The sequence below is a fragment of the Streptomyces sp. NPDC093094 genome (genome assembly GCF_044754345.1).
In the GTDB taxonomy this organism is placed as follows: Bacteria; Actinomycetota; Actinomycetes; order Streptomycetales; family Streptomycetaceae; genus Streptomyces.
The window spans coordinates 601096-615254 of sequence record NZ_JBIVOX010000002.1; the positions used below are offsets into that span (position 1 = coordinate 601096).

The following is a 14159-nucleotide window of genomic DNA, read 5'->3' on the forward strand; positions in this document are numbered from 1 at the left end:
CCGTCAGAACAGCTTGCCGGGGTTGAGGATGCCGAGCGGGTCGAAGACCTGCTTGATCTGCCGCTGGAGCTCCACGCCCACGGGGCCGATCTCGCGGGCCAGCCATTCCTTCTTCAGGACCCCGACACCGTGCTCGCCGGTGATCGTGCCGCCGAGTTCCAGGCCGAGGGCCATGATCTCGTCGAAGGACTCACGGGCACGCCGGGACTCGTCGGGGTCCTGCGCGTCGAAGCAGACGGTGGGGTGGGTGTTGCCGTCGCCGGCGTGCGCGCAGACACCGATGGTGAGGGCGTACTTCTCGGCGATGCGTTCGACGCCCTCCAGCATGTCGCCGAGCCGGGAGCGGGGCACGCACACGTCGTCGATCATCGTCGTGCCCTTGACCGCCTCCAGCGCGGTCAGCGACAGCCGGCGTGCCTGGAGGAGCAGCTCCGACTCGGCGGCGTCGTCGGCGGGCACGACCTGGGTGGCGCCGGCGGCCTCGCAGAGCGCGCCGACGGCGGCGAGGTCGGCGGCGGGGTCGGGCGTGTCGAAGGCGGCGAGCAGCAGGGCCTCGGTGCTGTCGGGCAGGCCCATGCGGGCGAGGTCGTTGACGGCGCGGACGGTCGTACGGTCCATCAGTTCGAGGAGGGACGGGACGTGCCCGCCGGCCATGATCCGGCACACCGCGTCGCAGGCGGCGGCCGTGGAGGCGAACTCGGCGGCGAGGACGAGCTGCCGGGGCGGCTGCGGCTTCAGCGCGAGGACCGCGCGGACGACGATGCCGAGGGAGCCCTCGGAGCCGACGAACAGACGGGTGAGGTCGTACCCGGCGACGCCCTTGGCCGTGCGGCGGCCGGTGGACATCAGGCGTCCGTCGGCGAGGACGACGTCCAGGCCGAGGACGTACTCGGCCGTCACCCCGTACTTCACGCAGCACAGTCCGCCCGAGGCGGTGCCGATGTTGCCGCCGATGGTGCACTGCTCCCAGCTGGAGGGGTCCGGCGGGTAGCAGAGGCCGTGTTCGTTCACCGCGCGGGAGAGGGCGGCGTTGACGACGCCCGGTTCGACGACGGCGATCCGGTCGACCGGGTCGATCTCCAGGATGCGGTCCATCTTCGTCAGGGAGAGGACGATGCAGCCCTCGGAGGCGTTGGCCCCGCCGGACAGTCCGGTGCGGGCCCCCTGGGGGACCACGGGGACGCGCAGTTCGGTGGCCGTGCGCATGACGTGCTGGACCTGCTCGACCGTACGGGGCAGGACCACCACGGCGGGTGCGCCGGCCGGGCAGAAGCTCGCCATGTCGTTGGCGTAGGAGGCGGTGACGTCCGGGGCCGTCAGCAGGGCGTCGGCCGGGAGGCCCGCGAGCAGCCGGTCGGTGAGGTTGGCCTGCGTCTCGTCGGGCGCGGCTTCGATTCGGCTCATGATCACAGCGTGTCACCCGGGGCCATCGGTGTGAACCCCGACGGCACCGCCCCCGGGCTGCCCGGTGTGGTCGTCGTACTGACGCACAGTGAGCGGCATGGACAGCGAGGAGAAGGCGGGGCCGCGCGCGGGGCAGGACCCGGTGCCGGGCACGGTGCCGGGGGCCCCGCCCGGTGACGGCCGGGACGGCGCCGGACGGCTGCGGCAGCGGGCCGGGACGAGGACGCTGGCCGGCGCGCTCGTCGGGTGTGCCGTGCTCGGCGGGGTGCTGACGCTGCTGCCGTCGTGGGAGCGGGACGGCGTGGCGGGTGCCGGGGGGCCGCTGGCTCAGGCCCGGGTGGCGGTCACCGGCGGTGTGCCGGCCGCGCTGCCCGGTCTGGAGATGCTGATCGCGGACCGGGAGAGCCATCTGGGGGAGCATCCGCAGGACGCGCAGTCGTGGGCGGTGCTCGGCGCGGCGTACGTGGAGCGGGGGCAGCGCCTCGCGGACGCGGGGGCCTTCACGAAGGCCGAGCGGGCGCTGCGGACCTCGCTGCGGACACACCGCAGCGCGCAGGCGCTGGAGGGTCTGGCCGTGCTGGCGAACGCCCGGCGGGACTTCCGGGCCGCGCGCGGCCACGGCGAGGCCGCGCTGAAGGCGGAGCCCCGGCGCTGGACGGCGTACGGCCCGCTGATCGAGGCGTGCGCGGGGCTGGGTGACCACAAGGCGGCCGAGCGGGCCCTGGAGCGGCTGCTGGAGCTGCGGTCGGGTCCGGCCGTGCAGGCGCGTGCGGCGGCGGTGTACCGGGACGGGGGCCGGCGCGAGGACGCCGCGGCGGCGCTGTCGGACGCGGCCGCGGCGGCACGCACCCCGGCGGAGCGCGCGGCGTGGCTGGAGCGGGGCGGGCAGCTGGCGTTCGAGCGCGGGGACCGCGAGGCGGCGCTCCGGCTCTTCGGGGAGGCGCTGCGCACGGACCCCGACCTGCGGGCGGCGCAGGCCGGACAGGGCAGGGCACTGGCGGCGCTGGGCCGTACGGCGGAGGCGCTGGAGGCGTACGAGGCGGCGCTGGAGAAGCAGCCGGTGCCCCAGTACGCGCTGGAACTGGGCGAGCTGTACGAGTCGCTGGGGCGCGGGCGGGAGGCGCGGGTGCGGTACGACCTGCTGCGCGACCGGGTGCGGGCGGCGGCCGCGGGCGGGTCCGACGAGGAGCTGGTGCTCGGCCTGTTCGAGGCGGACCACGGCGATCCGGCGGAGGCGGTGCGCAGGCTGCGGGCGGAGTGGAAGCGGCAGCCGGGGGTCGCGGTGGCGGACGCGCTGGGCTGGGCGCTGTACCGGACGGGGCAGCACGAGGAGGCGCTGGGGTTCGCGGTACGGGCGACGGACAAGGAGCACGGGGGCGGTGTGCGCAGCGCGCTGTTCGCCTTCCACCGCGCGATGACCGAGCGGGCACTCGGGCTGTCCGCTCCCGCTCGGCGTCATCTCCGGGAGGCGCTGCGGATCAATCCGTACTTCTCCGTGCTGCACGCGCCGGTGGCCCGCCGGGTCCTCGAAGGACTGGGCGAGCCACCGGACGAGCCGCTGCCGGACTAGAGGTTGCCGCGCTTGGCCTGCTCGCGCTCGATCGCCTCGAACAGGGCCTTGAAGTTGCCCTTGCCGAAGCCCATGGAGCCGTGCCGCTCGATGAGCTCGAAGAACACGGTCGGGCGGTCCTGGACCGGCTTGGTGAAGATCTGGAGCAGGTAGCCGTCCTCGTCGCGGTCGGCGAGGATCTTCAGCTCGCGCAGCGTCTCGATGGGCACGCGGGTGTCGCCGACCCACTCGCCGAGGGTGTCGTAGTAGGAGTCCGGGGTGTCGAGGAACTGCACCCCGGCCGCGCGCATGGCGCGCACGGTGGCGACGATGTCGTTGGTGTTCAGCGCGATGTGCTGGACGCCGGCGCCGCCGTAGAACTCCAGGTACTCGTCGATCTGGGACTTCTTCTTGGCGACGGCGGGCTCGTTGATCGGGAACTTGACCTTGAGCGTGCCGTCGGCGACCACCTTGGACATCAGGGCGCTGTACTCGGTGGCGATGTCGTCGCCCACGAACTCCTTCATGTTCGTGAAGCCCATGACCTTGTTGTAGAAGCCGACCCACTCGTTCATGCGGCCGAGTTCCACGTTGCCGACGCAGTGGTCGACCGCCTGGAAGGTGCGGTGGGCGGGCGGCTCGACGATCGGCCGCGCGGCGACGTAGCCGGGCAGGTACGGGCCGTCGTAGCCGGAGCGGTCGACGAGGGTGTGGCGGGTCTTGCCGTACGTGGCGATCGCGGCGAGGACGACGGTGCCGTGCTCGTCCTTCAGCTCGTACGGCTCGGCGACGGAGGTCGCGCCGTGCTCGATCGCGTAGGCGTGGGCGGCACGGGCGTCCGGGACCTCGATGGCGAGGTCGACCACGCCGTCGCCGTGCTCGGCCACGTGCTCGGCGAGGAAGTGGCCCCAGGGGGTGGCGGGCCTGATCACCGAGGTGAGCACGAACCGGGCGGAGCCGTTCTCCAGCACGTAGCTCGCGGTCTCGCGGCTGCCGTTCTCCGGTCCGGAGTACGCGACCAGCTTCATGCCGAAGGCGGTGGAGTAGTAGTGCGCCGCCTGCTTGGCGTTGCCCACGGCGAAGACGACCGCGTCCATTCCCTTGACCGGGAAGGGGTCGGCCTGCCGGGCGGTGTCGGGAGTGTGGTGTGTGGTCTGCGTCATAGGCGAAGCGTCGCTCCGACCGGCAAGGTGCGCAATAGTTCCTGTATCCACTGGACAATCTGTTCAGCAATACGCCGGTCACGGCGGGCTTTCTGTACAGGATGACCACCCGGGAGGGCACTGTGGCGATCGATCATCTGGACGGGCGGATCATCGTGCTGCTGGCGCGCGAGCCGCGCATCGGGGTGCTGGAGATGTCACGGCGGCTGGGCGTGGCCCGGGGCACCGTGCAGGCGCGGCTGGACCGGCTTACGTCGAATGGAGTCATCCGCGGGTTCGGCCCGGAGGTCGATCCGGCGGCTCTCGGATATCCGGTCACGGCGTTCGCCACGCTCCAGATCCGGCAGGGTCAAGGAGCGGACGTCCGGGCGCACTTGGCGACCGTGCCGGAGGTGCTGGAGCTGCACACGACAACCGGCAGCGGGGACATGCTGTGCCGTCTGGTGGCCCGCTCGAACGCCGATCTCCAGCGTGTGATCGACCTTGTCGTCGGTTTCGATGGGATCGTCCGGGCCTCCACCGCGATCGTGATGGAGAACCCCGTTCCGCTGCGGATCATCCCGTTGGTCCAGCAGGCGGCGCTGGGGGCGCAGGCGGCGGAGGACCGGGAGGGACCGACCCGACCTTGAGGTGACCGCTCTTGAACTTCCTGGAGTACCTCGGCAGCCGCTACCAGCAACTGCTCTTCGACGCCTACCAGCATGCCAGCGTCGTGTTCCAGTGCATGGTCGCGGCGACCCTGATCGGGGTGCTGATCGGGGTGGCCACCTACCGCGTCGACTGGGCCGCGAACCTGGCGACCATGACCACCTCGTCGTTCCTGACCGTGCCGTCGCTGGCGATGATCGGTCTGCTCATCCCGGTCGTGGGGCTCGGCGTGCCGCCGACGGTGATCGCGCTGACGCTGTACGGGCTGCTGCCGATCGTGCGCAACTCCGTCGTGGGGCTGCGCGGGGTCGACCCGTCCCTGGTCGACGCCGCGAAGGGCATCGGGATGTCCGGGCCGATGCGGCTGGCCCGGGTGGAGCTGCCGCTGGCCTGGCCGCCGATCCTGACCGGCATCCGGATCTCGACGCAGATGCTGATGGGCATCGCGGCGATCGCCGCCTACGCCTCGGGACCCGGCCTCGGCAACGAGATCTTCCGCGGGATCTCCTCGCTGGGGAGCAAGAACGCGCTCAACCAGGTGCTCTCGGGCACGCTCGGGATCATCGTCCTGGCCCTGCTGTTCGACGCCGCGTACGTCCTGCTCGGACGGCTGACCATTCCGAGGGGGATCCGTGCCTGAGCCGACGTCCGCGACCGGGGCCACGATCGAGCTGGAGAACCTCACCAAGCGGTACCCGGGCAATCCGCAGCCGTCCGTCGACAACGTCAACATGGAGATCAGGGCGGGCGAGATCGTCATCTTCGTCGGCCCGTCCGGCTGCGGCAAGTCCACCTGCCTGAAGATGATCAACAGGCTGATCGAGCCGACCGGCGGCCGCATCCGGATCAACGGCGAGGACGTGACCGGCATCGATCCGGTCAAGCTGCGCCGCAAGGTCGGCTACGCGATCCAGTCGGCCGGGCTGTTCCCGCACATGACGGTCGCCCAGAACATCGCGCTCGTGCCGAAGATGGTCGGCTGGTCCAAGGACCGCGTCAAGAACCGGGTGGAGGAGCTGCTGGACCTGGTGGGCCTGGATCCCGGCGAGTTCCACGACCGCTATCCGCGCCAGCTCTCCGGCGGCCAGCAGCAGCGGGTGGGCGTGGCCCGGGCGCTGGCCGCCGATCCGCCGGTGCTGCTGATGGACGAGCCGTTCGGCGCGGTCGACCCGATCACCCGCGACCATCTCCAGGACGAGCTGATCAGGCTCCAGCACGAGCTGCACAAGACGATCGTGTTCGTCACCCACGACTTCGACGAGGCGATCAAACTGGGCGACCGGATCGTGGTGCTGCGCGAACGCTCGCACATCGCCCAGTTCGACACCCCCGAGGCGATCCTGACCAACCCGGCCGACGACTTCGTCTCCGGGTTCGTCGGCGCGGGCGCGGCCCTGAAGCGGCTGAACCTCACCCGGGTGCGCGACGTGGAGATCACCGAGTATCCGACGGTGACCGTGGACACCCCGCTCCAGGAGATCTTCACGACGCTGCGCGCCGGCGGGACCAACGAGATCCTGCTGCTCGACAAGCGCCGCCGCCCCTACAAGTGGCTCCGGCGCGGCGACCTGATGCGGGCCAAGGGGTCGCTCGCCCGCGCGGGCACCCATGTGAGCGACACCGTGACCCGGGACGCGACCCTGCGGGACGCGCTGGAGGCGGTTCTCACCGACAACGCCGGCCGGGTCGCGGTGACCGGGCGGCGCGGGGAGTACACCGGCGTCGTCGACATGGAGACGCTGATGAACTCCGTGCACGAACTGCTGGAGGCGGACCGGCTGGACGCCATGGAGCACCAGCACGACCTGGAGGAGGCGCGGACCGAGCGCACCCACACGGAGCAGGAGGGCGGCGACGGAGGGGGGAGGAAGGCGTGAGCACGCCGGAGCTGGACGGACGCGACGAGCAGCAGGAGGAGCGGGAGCTGCCGCCCGCGCCTCCCCCGCAGCGGCCCGTACGACGTGTCACCTGGCAGAAGCTCACCTTCCTGCCGGCCTTCGTCGTGCTCGTGCTCCTCGCGACCTGGCTGTGGTTCGCCCAGGCCGAGCTGGACACGATCTCCGAGAACGCGCTCGCGAAGGGCCAGGTCTCCAAGGCCCTGTGGCAGCACATCCAGCTCACCGCGATCTCGACCTTCTTCGTCCTGATCATCGCGATCCCGCTGGGCATCCTGCTGACCCGGCCGAGCCTGCGCAGGGCCGAGCCGGTGGCGCTGGCCCTGGCCAACATCGGGCAGGCGACCCCGGCGATCGGCCTGCTGGCCCTGCTGGTGATCTGGCTGGGCATCGGACGCAGGTCCGCCCTGATCGGCATGATCGCCTACGCGATCCTGCCGGTGCTGTCCAACACCGTCGCGGGCCTGAAGGCCAACGACCCGACCCTGCTGGAGGCGGCCCGCGGGATCGGCATGTCCCCGCTGGGGGCGCTGTCGAAGGTGGAGCTGCCGCTGGCGGTGCCGCTGATCCTGGCGGGTGTGCGCACGGCTCTCGTGCTCAATGTCGGCACCGCCACGCTGGCGGTCTTCGGCGGGGGCGGCGGTCTGGGCGTGCTGATCACGGCCGGGATCACCAACCAGCGCATGCCCGTGCTGGTGCTCGGCTCGGTCCTGACCGTCGCGCTCGCCCTGATGGTCGACTGGCTCGCCTCACTGGCGGAGCTGCTGCTGCGGCCCCGCGGACTGGAGGCGGGCCGATGAGACGGCGCGTCCTCCTCGCGCCGGCCGTGCTGCTCGCGGCGCTGCTGCCCGGCTGCGGCCTCACCAGCGGCTCCCCCATGGTCGACGACGTGCGGCCCGGCTCCATCGGACGGGGCGAGCCGCTGAAGGGCGCCGAGCTGACGGTGACGTCGAAGTCGTTCACCGAGCAGCTGATCCTCGGCGCGATCATGGGCATCGCCTTCGAGGCGGCGGGCGCGGACGTGCTCGACCGCACCGGCATCCAGGGCTCCATCGGCAGCCGTGAGGCGGTGCGCAACGGCGACGCCGACGGCGGGTACGAGTACACGGGCACGGCCTGGATCACGTACCTGGGGCACAGCGAGCCCATCACCGACCCGCAGGAGCAGTGGGAGGCGGTGCGCAAGGAGGACGCGGAGAACGGCCTGACCTGGCTTGCGCCGTCCGCGCTCGACAACACCTACGCCCTGGCCATGAACCAGGCGAACCACAAGAAGTACCGCACGGACAACCTCTCCGAGGTCGCCGCCCTGTCGAAGTCCGACCCCTCCGCGGTGACGCTGTGCGTGGAGGTCGAGTTCGCCAACCGGGCGGACGGGCTGCCCGGCATGGAGAAGGCGTACGGGATGGACGTGCCGACGGGCAACGTCACCCAGATGGACACCGGGATCATCTACACCCAGGTGGCGAAGGGCAGCTGCACCTACGGCGAGGTCTTCACGACGGACGGCCGCATCAAGTCGATGAACCTCGTGGTCATGGACGACGACAAGCACTTCTTCCCCAACTACAACGCGGCCCCGGTGATCAACACCAAGACCCTGGAGGAGTGGCCGGCCATCCCCGAGGTCCTCGACCCGATCACCAGGAAGCTGGACAACTCGGTCGCCCAGGACCTGAACGCAAAGGTGGACGTGGACGGGGAGGATCCGCACCAGGTGGCGCTGGAGTGGATGAAGGAGGAGGGCTTCGTGACGGAGGGCTGAGACCGGGGCGAGAGGCCGGACCGGCACCGGGGGCCGGGGACCGGAACGGGACCAGGGGCCAGGGCGGGACCGGGCCGGGACCGGGGTCCGGGGACCGGGGTCCGGGGACCGGGGTCCGGGGACCGGGACCGGGGACCGGAACGGGACCAGGGGCCAGGGCGGGACCGGGCCGGGACCGGGCCGGGACCGGGCCGGGACCGGGCCGGGACCGGGCCGGGACCGGGCCGGGGCTGGGGACCGGGCCGGGGCTGGGGACCGGCCCGGACTGGGGACCGGCCCGGACTGGGGACCGGCCCGGACTGGGGACCGGCCCGGACTGGGGACCGGGGACCGGGACCAGAACCGGGACGGGGACCAGAACCGGGCCAGGGCCAGGGACCGGGCCAGGGGGCCTAGCAGCTGGGGACGGAGCCCTTGCCGGACTCCAGCGCCGTGAGGGCGTCCACCGCGCCCTTCAGAGTGGTCACCGGGATCAGGCGCAGTCCCTTCGGCAGCTCCGACTTCGCGTCGGAGCACTCCGCCTTCGGCACCAGGAAGACCGTGGCCCCGTCACGCCTGGCGGCCTGCGTCTTCAGCGCCACGCCGCCCACCGCGCCGACCCGGCCGGCCGCGTCGATCGTGCCCGTGCCGGCGATCGTGCGGCCGCCGGTCAGATCGCCGCCCGCGCCGTCGCCGTCGAGCTTGTCGACGATGCCCAGGGAGAAGAGCAGACCCGCGCTCGGGCCGCCGACGTCGGCGAGCTTCAGGGTGACCTTCACGTCGTCGGGGTCGAGCTTCAGGTGGTTCAGCGCGGCCTGCGTGGCCAGGTCCTGGGACTCCTTCATCTGCCGGGTGTTGTGCTGCTCGATCTCCTCGACGGTGTCGCCGCTCGGGTAGACCGCGTCACGCGGCATCACCGCCCGGTCGGTGCGGAACCAGCTGTCCAGCACATCGCCGAGCGCGACCTCCGTGTCCGGGCCGGTCGCCTCGATGGTCGTCATCCGCAGCTGGCCGCTCGTCGGACGGGTCGGGGCACCCGAGACGGTGATCACCGGGTCCCCCTTGTTCTCGCCCAGCACGTTCGCCGTCATCCCCGGCTGCGCCACCGCGAACGGCAGCGGCGCGAACGCCGCCGTGGCGAGCAGGGCCACGACGGGAACGGCACAGACGGCGACGGCCTGGAGGCGCGTGAGACGAGAGAGCACGGAGTAAATCTAACGCGGCCCGCTCCTGGCCCCGGCCCCCGTCCCGTCGCGGGGGCCGCCTGCGGGGCCGGGGCCCCGCCGGTCCGGCCGGGCCGGGTCCGCTCACGTCAGCGGAGCGCCTCCGCCACCTCTCGGGCCGCTTCCACCACACGCGGGCCCACTCGTTCGGGTACGGCGTCGGCCAGCATCACCACGCCGACACTGCCCTCGACGCCGGTGACTCCCACCAGCGGCGCGGCCGCCCCGCTCGCCCCGGCCTCCAGCTCGCCGTGCGTCAGGGTGTAACCGGGATCCTCGAACGGCTTCAGCCGCGCGGACAGTATCGCCTTGCCCGCGGCACCCCGCTCCAGCGGATGCCGGAACCCCGCCCGGTAGGCCACGTGATAGTCCGTCCAGGTCGGCTCCACGACCGCGACGGCCAGCGCCTCCGCGCCGTCGACCAGCGTCAGATGCGCGGTCGCGCCGATGTCCTCGGCCAGTGACCGCAGCGCCGGCAGGGCCGCCTCGCGCACCAGCGGATGCACCTGGCGCCCCAGCCCGAGCACCCCGAGCCCGACCCGGGCGCGGCCGCCCAGATCACGCCGTACGAGCGCGTGCTGTTCCAGCGTGGCCAGCAGGCGGTAGACGACGGTCCGGTTCACACCGAGTTTGTGGGAGAGCTCGGTCACGGTGAGCCCATGGTCCGTGTCGGCCAAGAGCTTGAGGACTCTCAGTCCCCGGTCGAGCGTCTGGGAGGTCTCCGCGGTCACGACGCCCACTCCTTAGTGGTGAGGTCGGCAGCCTCCCAGGAGCCGAATGCGTCGCCGAGTCCCGTCAGCGACGCGCCTCAGAGGCCGCCGATCGGCTGACGTCCCGGCCTGTCCGGGCCCAGTCGCTTCACGGCTGCGCTCCGCGGCGGCGCTGCCACGGGGCGTGTGCGTAGCGGGACATTAGCGAAACCGGTTCGCTGAGCGGAAGGCTCCGTCCAGAATCCGGTCAATGGCCGGAGGGGACTGCTTGCCTTTGTCCTGATACGCAACGCGGTCCGGGCGGGCCCCGGACTACCTCATCCGCGTCGCCCACTCCTGGACCTTGGCGATCCGCTGGCGCAGCTGCCCCGCGGTCGCCTCGGCGCTCGGCGGGCCGCCGCACACCCGGCGCAGCTCGGTGTGGATCACCCCGTGCGGCTTGCCGCTCTGGTGGACGTACGCGCCGACCATCGTGTTGAGCTGCTTGCGCAGCTCCATCAGCTCCTTGTGCGTGACGACCGGCCGGCGCTCGGCGGGCATCTCCAGCAGATCGGCCTCGGCGTCCGGCCTCTTGCGGCTGTGCGCGATCTGCCGGGCCTGCCGCTTCTGCAGCAGCATCTGCACCTGGTCGGGTTCGAGGAGCCCCGGGATGCCGAGGTAGTCCTGCTCCTCCTCGCTGCCGGGGTGGGCCTGCATGCCGAACTCGGCGCCGTTGTACATGACCCGGTCGAAGACCGCGTCCGACTCCAGCGCCTCGAAAGGCAGCATGTCCTGCTCGCCGGTGTCCTCGTCCTTCTGCTGCTCGGCCTCCTGGAGGAGCTTGTCCTCCTCGGCGTAGGGGTCCTCCTCGCCGTTCTTCTTCGGCTTGTCGAGGACGTGGTCGCGCTCGACCTCCATCTCGTGCGCGAAGGTCAGCAGGTCGGGCACGGTCGGCAGGAACACCGACGCCGTCTCGCCGCGCCTGCGCGACCGCACGAAACGGCCCACGGCCTGCGCGAAGAACAGCGGCGTCGAGATCGTCGTCGCGTACACCCCGACCGCGAGCCGCGGCACGTCGACGCCCTCGGACACCATCCGCACGGCGACCATCCAGCGGTCGTCGCCGCCGCTGAACTCGTCGATACGGTTCGAGGCGCCCGTGTCGTCGGACAGCACCAGGGTCGCCTTGGTGCCGGTGATCTCCCGGATCAGCTTGGCGTAGGCGCGGGCGGAGTCCTGGTCGGAGGCGATCACGAGGGCGCCCGCGTCCGGGATGGCCTTCCTGACCTCGGTCAGCCGCTGGTCGGCGGCGCGCAGCACGCTGGGCATCCACTCGCCGCGCGGGTCCAGCGCGGTGCGCCATGCCTGGCTGATCGCGTCCTTGGTCATCGGCTCGCCGAGCCGGGCCTCGATCTCGTCGCCCGCCTTGGTGCGCCAGCGCATGTTGCCGCTGTAGGAGAGGAATATCACCGGGCGCACGACATGGTCGGCGAGGGCCGAGCCGTAGCCGTAGGTGTAGTCCGCCGAGGACCGCCGGATGCCGTCCTGGCCCTCCTCGTACGTCACGAAGGGGATCGGGTTGGTGTCCGACCGGAACGGCGTACCGGTGAGGGCGAGCCGGCGCGTGGCCGGTTCGAACGCCTCCAGGCATGCCTCGCCCCAGGACTTGGAGTCGCCGGCGTGGTGGATCTCGTCGAGGATCACCAGGGTCTTGCGCTGCTCGACCCGGTTGCGGTGCAGCATGGGCCGTACGCCGACACCGGCGTAGGTCACGGCGACGCCGTGGTACTCCCGGCCGAGCGGGCCCGCGCTGTACTCCGGGTCCAGCTTGATCCCTATCCTTGCGGCCGCCTCCGCCCACTGCTTCTTCAGATGCTCGGTCGGCGCGACCACGGTCACCTGCTGCACGACATGGTGGTGCAGCAGCCAGGACGCCAGCGTCAGCGCGAAGGTCGTCTTCCCGGCGCCGGGCGTGGCGACCGCGAGGAAGTCACGCGGCTGCTCCTGGACGTACTTCTCCATCGCTCCCTGCTGCCAGGCCCGCAGCTTGCTCGCGGTGCCCCAGGGTGCACGGCCGGGGAAGGCTGGCGACAGATGGTGGGAGTGGGAGGTGGCGGTGGTAGTCACGGTCTCCGTACGGGGGTGGCTCGGCTACGTATGACAACCGGGCCACCTTACCGGCGCCCCGGTGGTGCCGACGGGCGAACGACGCCGGGGCGCCGCCGGGTGGGACTGACGTCACAGTCGGCGCGCGAGGGCCGCGTCCGGCGGGCCGCCGGGGCCGGCCGTGCCTCGGCGGCACCGGGCGGTGCCGGCCGGTGTCACCGGGGTTCGGCCCTCAGCCGCGTCGCCACCCACGCCCCCGCCAGCGCCACCGAGGCCATCGGCAGGAACACCGCGGCGAAGGCGGCCGGGTGGGAGCCGGCGGACCCGGCCGCGCCGTGGGCGACCGTGCCGCCGCCGAGGGCCGCGAAGGCTGCGCCGCCCGCGGCCAGGAGCAGGACGTTGGACAGGCCGTCGGAGATCTGGAGGGCGGCGGAGTTGGCACCGGCCTCCTCCGGGGCGGAGAGGTGCAGCAGCAGCACGCTGGTGGAGGAGATCACCAGCCCCATGCCGAAGCAGCCGAAGCCCCAGGCGACGGCGACCGTCCAGGACGGCACCCCGTCGATCAGCACGCTCGGGGCGGCGGCTATGGCGGCGGCCGCCAGCACCATCCCCAGCGCCGTCAGCCGCTGCCGGTACGGCTCCGCCCACGGCCGCGACTGCACCCATGAGCCCAGCGCCCAGGTCCCGCCGCCCGCCGCGAGCGAGAACCCGGCCAGCGTCGGCGACAGCCCCCGCTGGGTCACCAGCATCAGCGGCACGAACGACTCCGCCGCGATGAACGAGCCCGCCGCCAGGCCGCGCAGCAGCACCACGGAGGGCAGTCCCCGCGCCGCCCGCCACGTCCCGCGCGGCAGCAGCCCCAGCACGGCCGGCACCAGCAGCACGACACCGAGCGCTCCGGGCAGCAGGGACGTCCAGCGCAGGTCCTGCGCCGCGTACTGGAGCAGCCCGGCGCCCAGCGAGATGCCGAACGCGAGCCGGATCCGCCGCCGGCCGACGGAGCCCCGCACGCCGGGCGCCGTCCCCGTCGGCGCCCCCTCCGACGCCTCCGCGGCCGGACCGTCCACCGGACCGGACGCCCGGCTGCGTATCTGCGGCAGGGCGAGGGCGAGCGGGAAGACCACCAGCGCCGGGATGCCGACGAACACCCAGCGCCAGCCGAGGTGCTCGGTCACCGCGCCCGAGGCGAGCGGGCCGACGACGGACGGGACGACCCAGCTCGCCGCGAAGGCCGCCATGATCGCCGGGCGGAGCCGCTCCGGATAGGCGCGGCCCACGACGACGTACAGCGCGACGATCACCAGGCCGCCGCCGAAGCCCTGGACCGCCCGGCCCAGGATGAACAGCCACATCGCGCCGGCCGTGCCGGACAGCAGCAGACCGGCGGCGAAGGCGGACATCCCCGTGGTCAGCGCGCCCAGGGGACCGCGCCGGTCCGACCACTGGCCGGACAGCACCATCCCGAACAGGCTGGTGGTGAAGTAGCCGGAGAACGCGAACGCGTACAGCGACACCCCGTCCAGCTCCCGCGCGGCGACGGGCATGGCCGTGCCCACCGCCGTCGCCTCGAAGGCGATCAGCAGCACCACGGACACGACCCCGATCGTCAGCGCCCGGTGCGCGCGGCTCAGCACGCCCTCGTCCGTCGGGCCGGCCCCGGCGGCCAGGGGCAGGTCAAGGGGCTGTGCGACGTCAGTGTCGCGCGGTTCGAGCGCTGTCATGCCCGTCAGAGTAAGGC

Annotated in this window: 12 protein-coding genes; 6 read left to right on the forward strand and 6 right to left on the reverse strand. The window is 72.4% G+C overall.

All coding sequences use genetic code 11. The annotated features are described in order from the left end of the window. Nucleotides 1–3: 3 nt before the first annotated feature. Entirely contained in the window at nt 4–1410 is a 1407-nt protein-coding gene (locus tag ACIQGV_RS05540) for an FAD-binding oxidoreductase (protein ID WP_402490813.1), read from the reverse strand. A 91-nt stretch (nt 1411–1501) separates the two neighbouring features. Here ACIQGV_RS05540 and ACIQGV_RS05545 point away from each other — a divergent pair, with 91 nt between their 5' ends. Then, nucleotides 1502–2974 (forward strand): tetratricopeptide repeat protein, encoded by a 1473-nt coding sequence (locus tag ACIQGV_RS05545; protein WP_402490815.1) that lies wholly within the window; start codon nt 1502–1504, stop codon nt 2972–2974. Here the strand turns inward: ACIQGV_RS05545 and hppD are convergent. Then, on the reverse strand, nt 2971–4116 hold the full coding sequence (hppD, locus tag ACIQGV_RS05550; protein WP_402490817.1) for a 4-hydroxyphenylpyruvate dioxygenase: 1146 nt from the start codon (nt 4114–4116) through the stop codon (nt 2971–2973). The genes ACIQGV_RS05545 and hppD overlap by 4 nt on opposite strands. 122 nt (nt 4117–4238) lie before the next feature. On the opposite strand from hppD, the gene ACIQGV_RS05555 reads away from it, so the two are divergent. From ACIQGV_RS05555 to ACIQGV_RS05575, 5 genes are read left to right on the forward strand one after another with little or no spacing between them, the layout of a single operon-like run. Then, entirely contained in the window at nt 4239–4745 is a 507-nt protein-coding gene (locus tag ACIQGV_RS05555; protein ID WP_402490820.1) for an Lrp/AsnC family transcriptional regulator, read from the forward strand. A gap of 11 nt (nt 4746–4756) precedes the next feature. Next, entirely contained in the window at nt 4757–5404 is a 648-nt protein-coding gene (locus ACIQGV_RS05560) for an ABC transporter permease (protein WP_402490823.1), read from the forward strand. Continuing rightward, nucleotides 5397–6641 carry a betaine/proline/choline family ABC transporter ATP-binding protein gene (locus tag ACIQGV_RS05565; protein WP_402490825.1) on the forward strand — a complete coding sequence of 415 codons (1245 nt, stop codon included), beginning with the start codon at nt 5397–5399 and terminating at the stop codon, nt 6639–6641. The genes ACIQGV_RS05560 and ACIQGV_RS05565 overlap by 8 nt, the downstream gene beginning before the upstream one ends. Beyond that, on the forward strand, nt 6638–7459 hold the full coding sequence (locus tag ACIQGV_RS05570; RefSeq protein WP_402490828.1) for an ABC transporter permease: 822 nt from the start codon (nt 6638–6640) through the stop codon (nt 7457–7459). Before ACIQGV_RS05565 ends, ACIQGV_RS05570 begins: the two co-directional genes overlap by 4 nt. Next, a complete protein-coding gene (locus ACIQGV_RS05575) occupies nt 7456–8424 on the forward strand; it encodes a glycine betaine ABC transporter substrate-binding protein (RefSeq protein ID WP_402490831.1) in 969 nt (322 codons plus the stop codon). Before ACIQGV_RS05570 ends, ACIQGV_RS05575 begins: the two co-directional genes overlap by 4 nt. Nucleotides 8425–8816: 392 nt before the next feature. Here the strand turns inward: ACIQGV_RS05575 and ACIQGV_RS05580 are convergent, their stop codons facing one another. From ACIQGV_RS05580 to ACIQGV_RS05595, 4 genes are all read right to left on the reverse strand, one after another. After that, complete coding sequence (locus ACIQGV_RS05580) at nt 8817–9608, reverse strand: S16 family serine protease (protein WP_402490833.1); 792 nt, start codon at nt 9606–9608, stop codon at nt 8817–8819. A 107-nt stretch (nt 9609–9715) separates the two neighbouring features. Further along, nucleotides 9716–10357 (reverse strand): IclR family transcriptional regulator, encoded by a 642-nt coding sequence (locus ACIQGV_RS05585; RefSeq protein WP_402490835.1) that lies wholly within the window; start codon nt 10355–10357, stop codon nt 9716–9718. A 291-nt stretch (nt 10358–10648) separates the two neighbouring features. Next, complete coding sequence (locus ACIQGV_RS05590) at nt 10649–12442, reverse strand: DEAD/DEAH box helicase (protein WP_402490838.1); 1794 nt, start codon at nt 12440–12442, stop codon at nt 10649–10651. Between the two features lie 194 nt (nt 12443–12636). Further along, a complete protein-coding gene (locus tag ACIQGV_RS05595) occupies nt 12637–14142 on the reverse strand; it encodes an MFS transporter (protein WP_402490841.1) in 1506 nt (501 codons plus the stop codon). Nucleotides 14143–14159 lie beyond the last annotated feature (17 nt).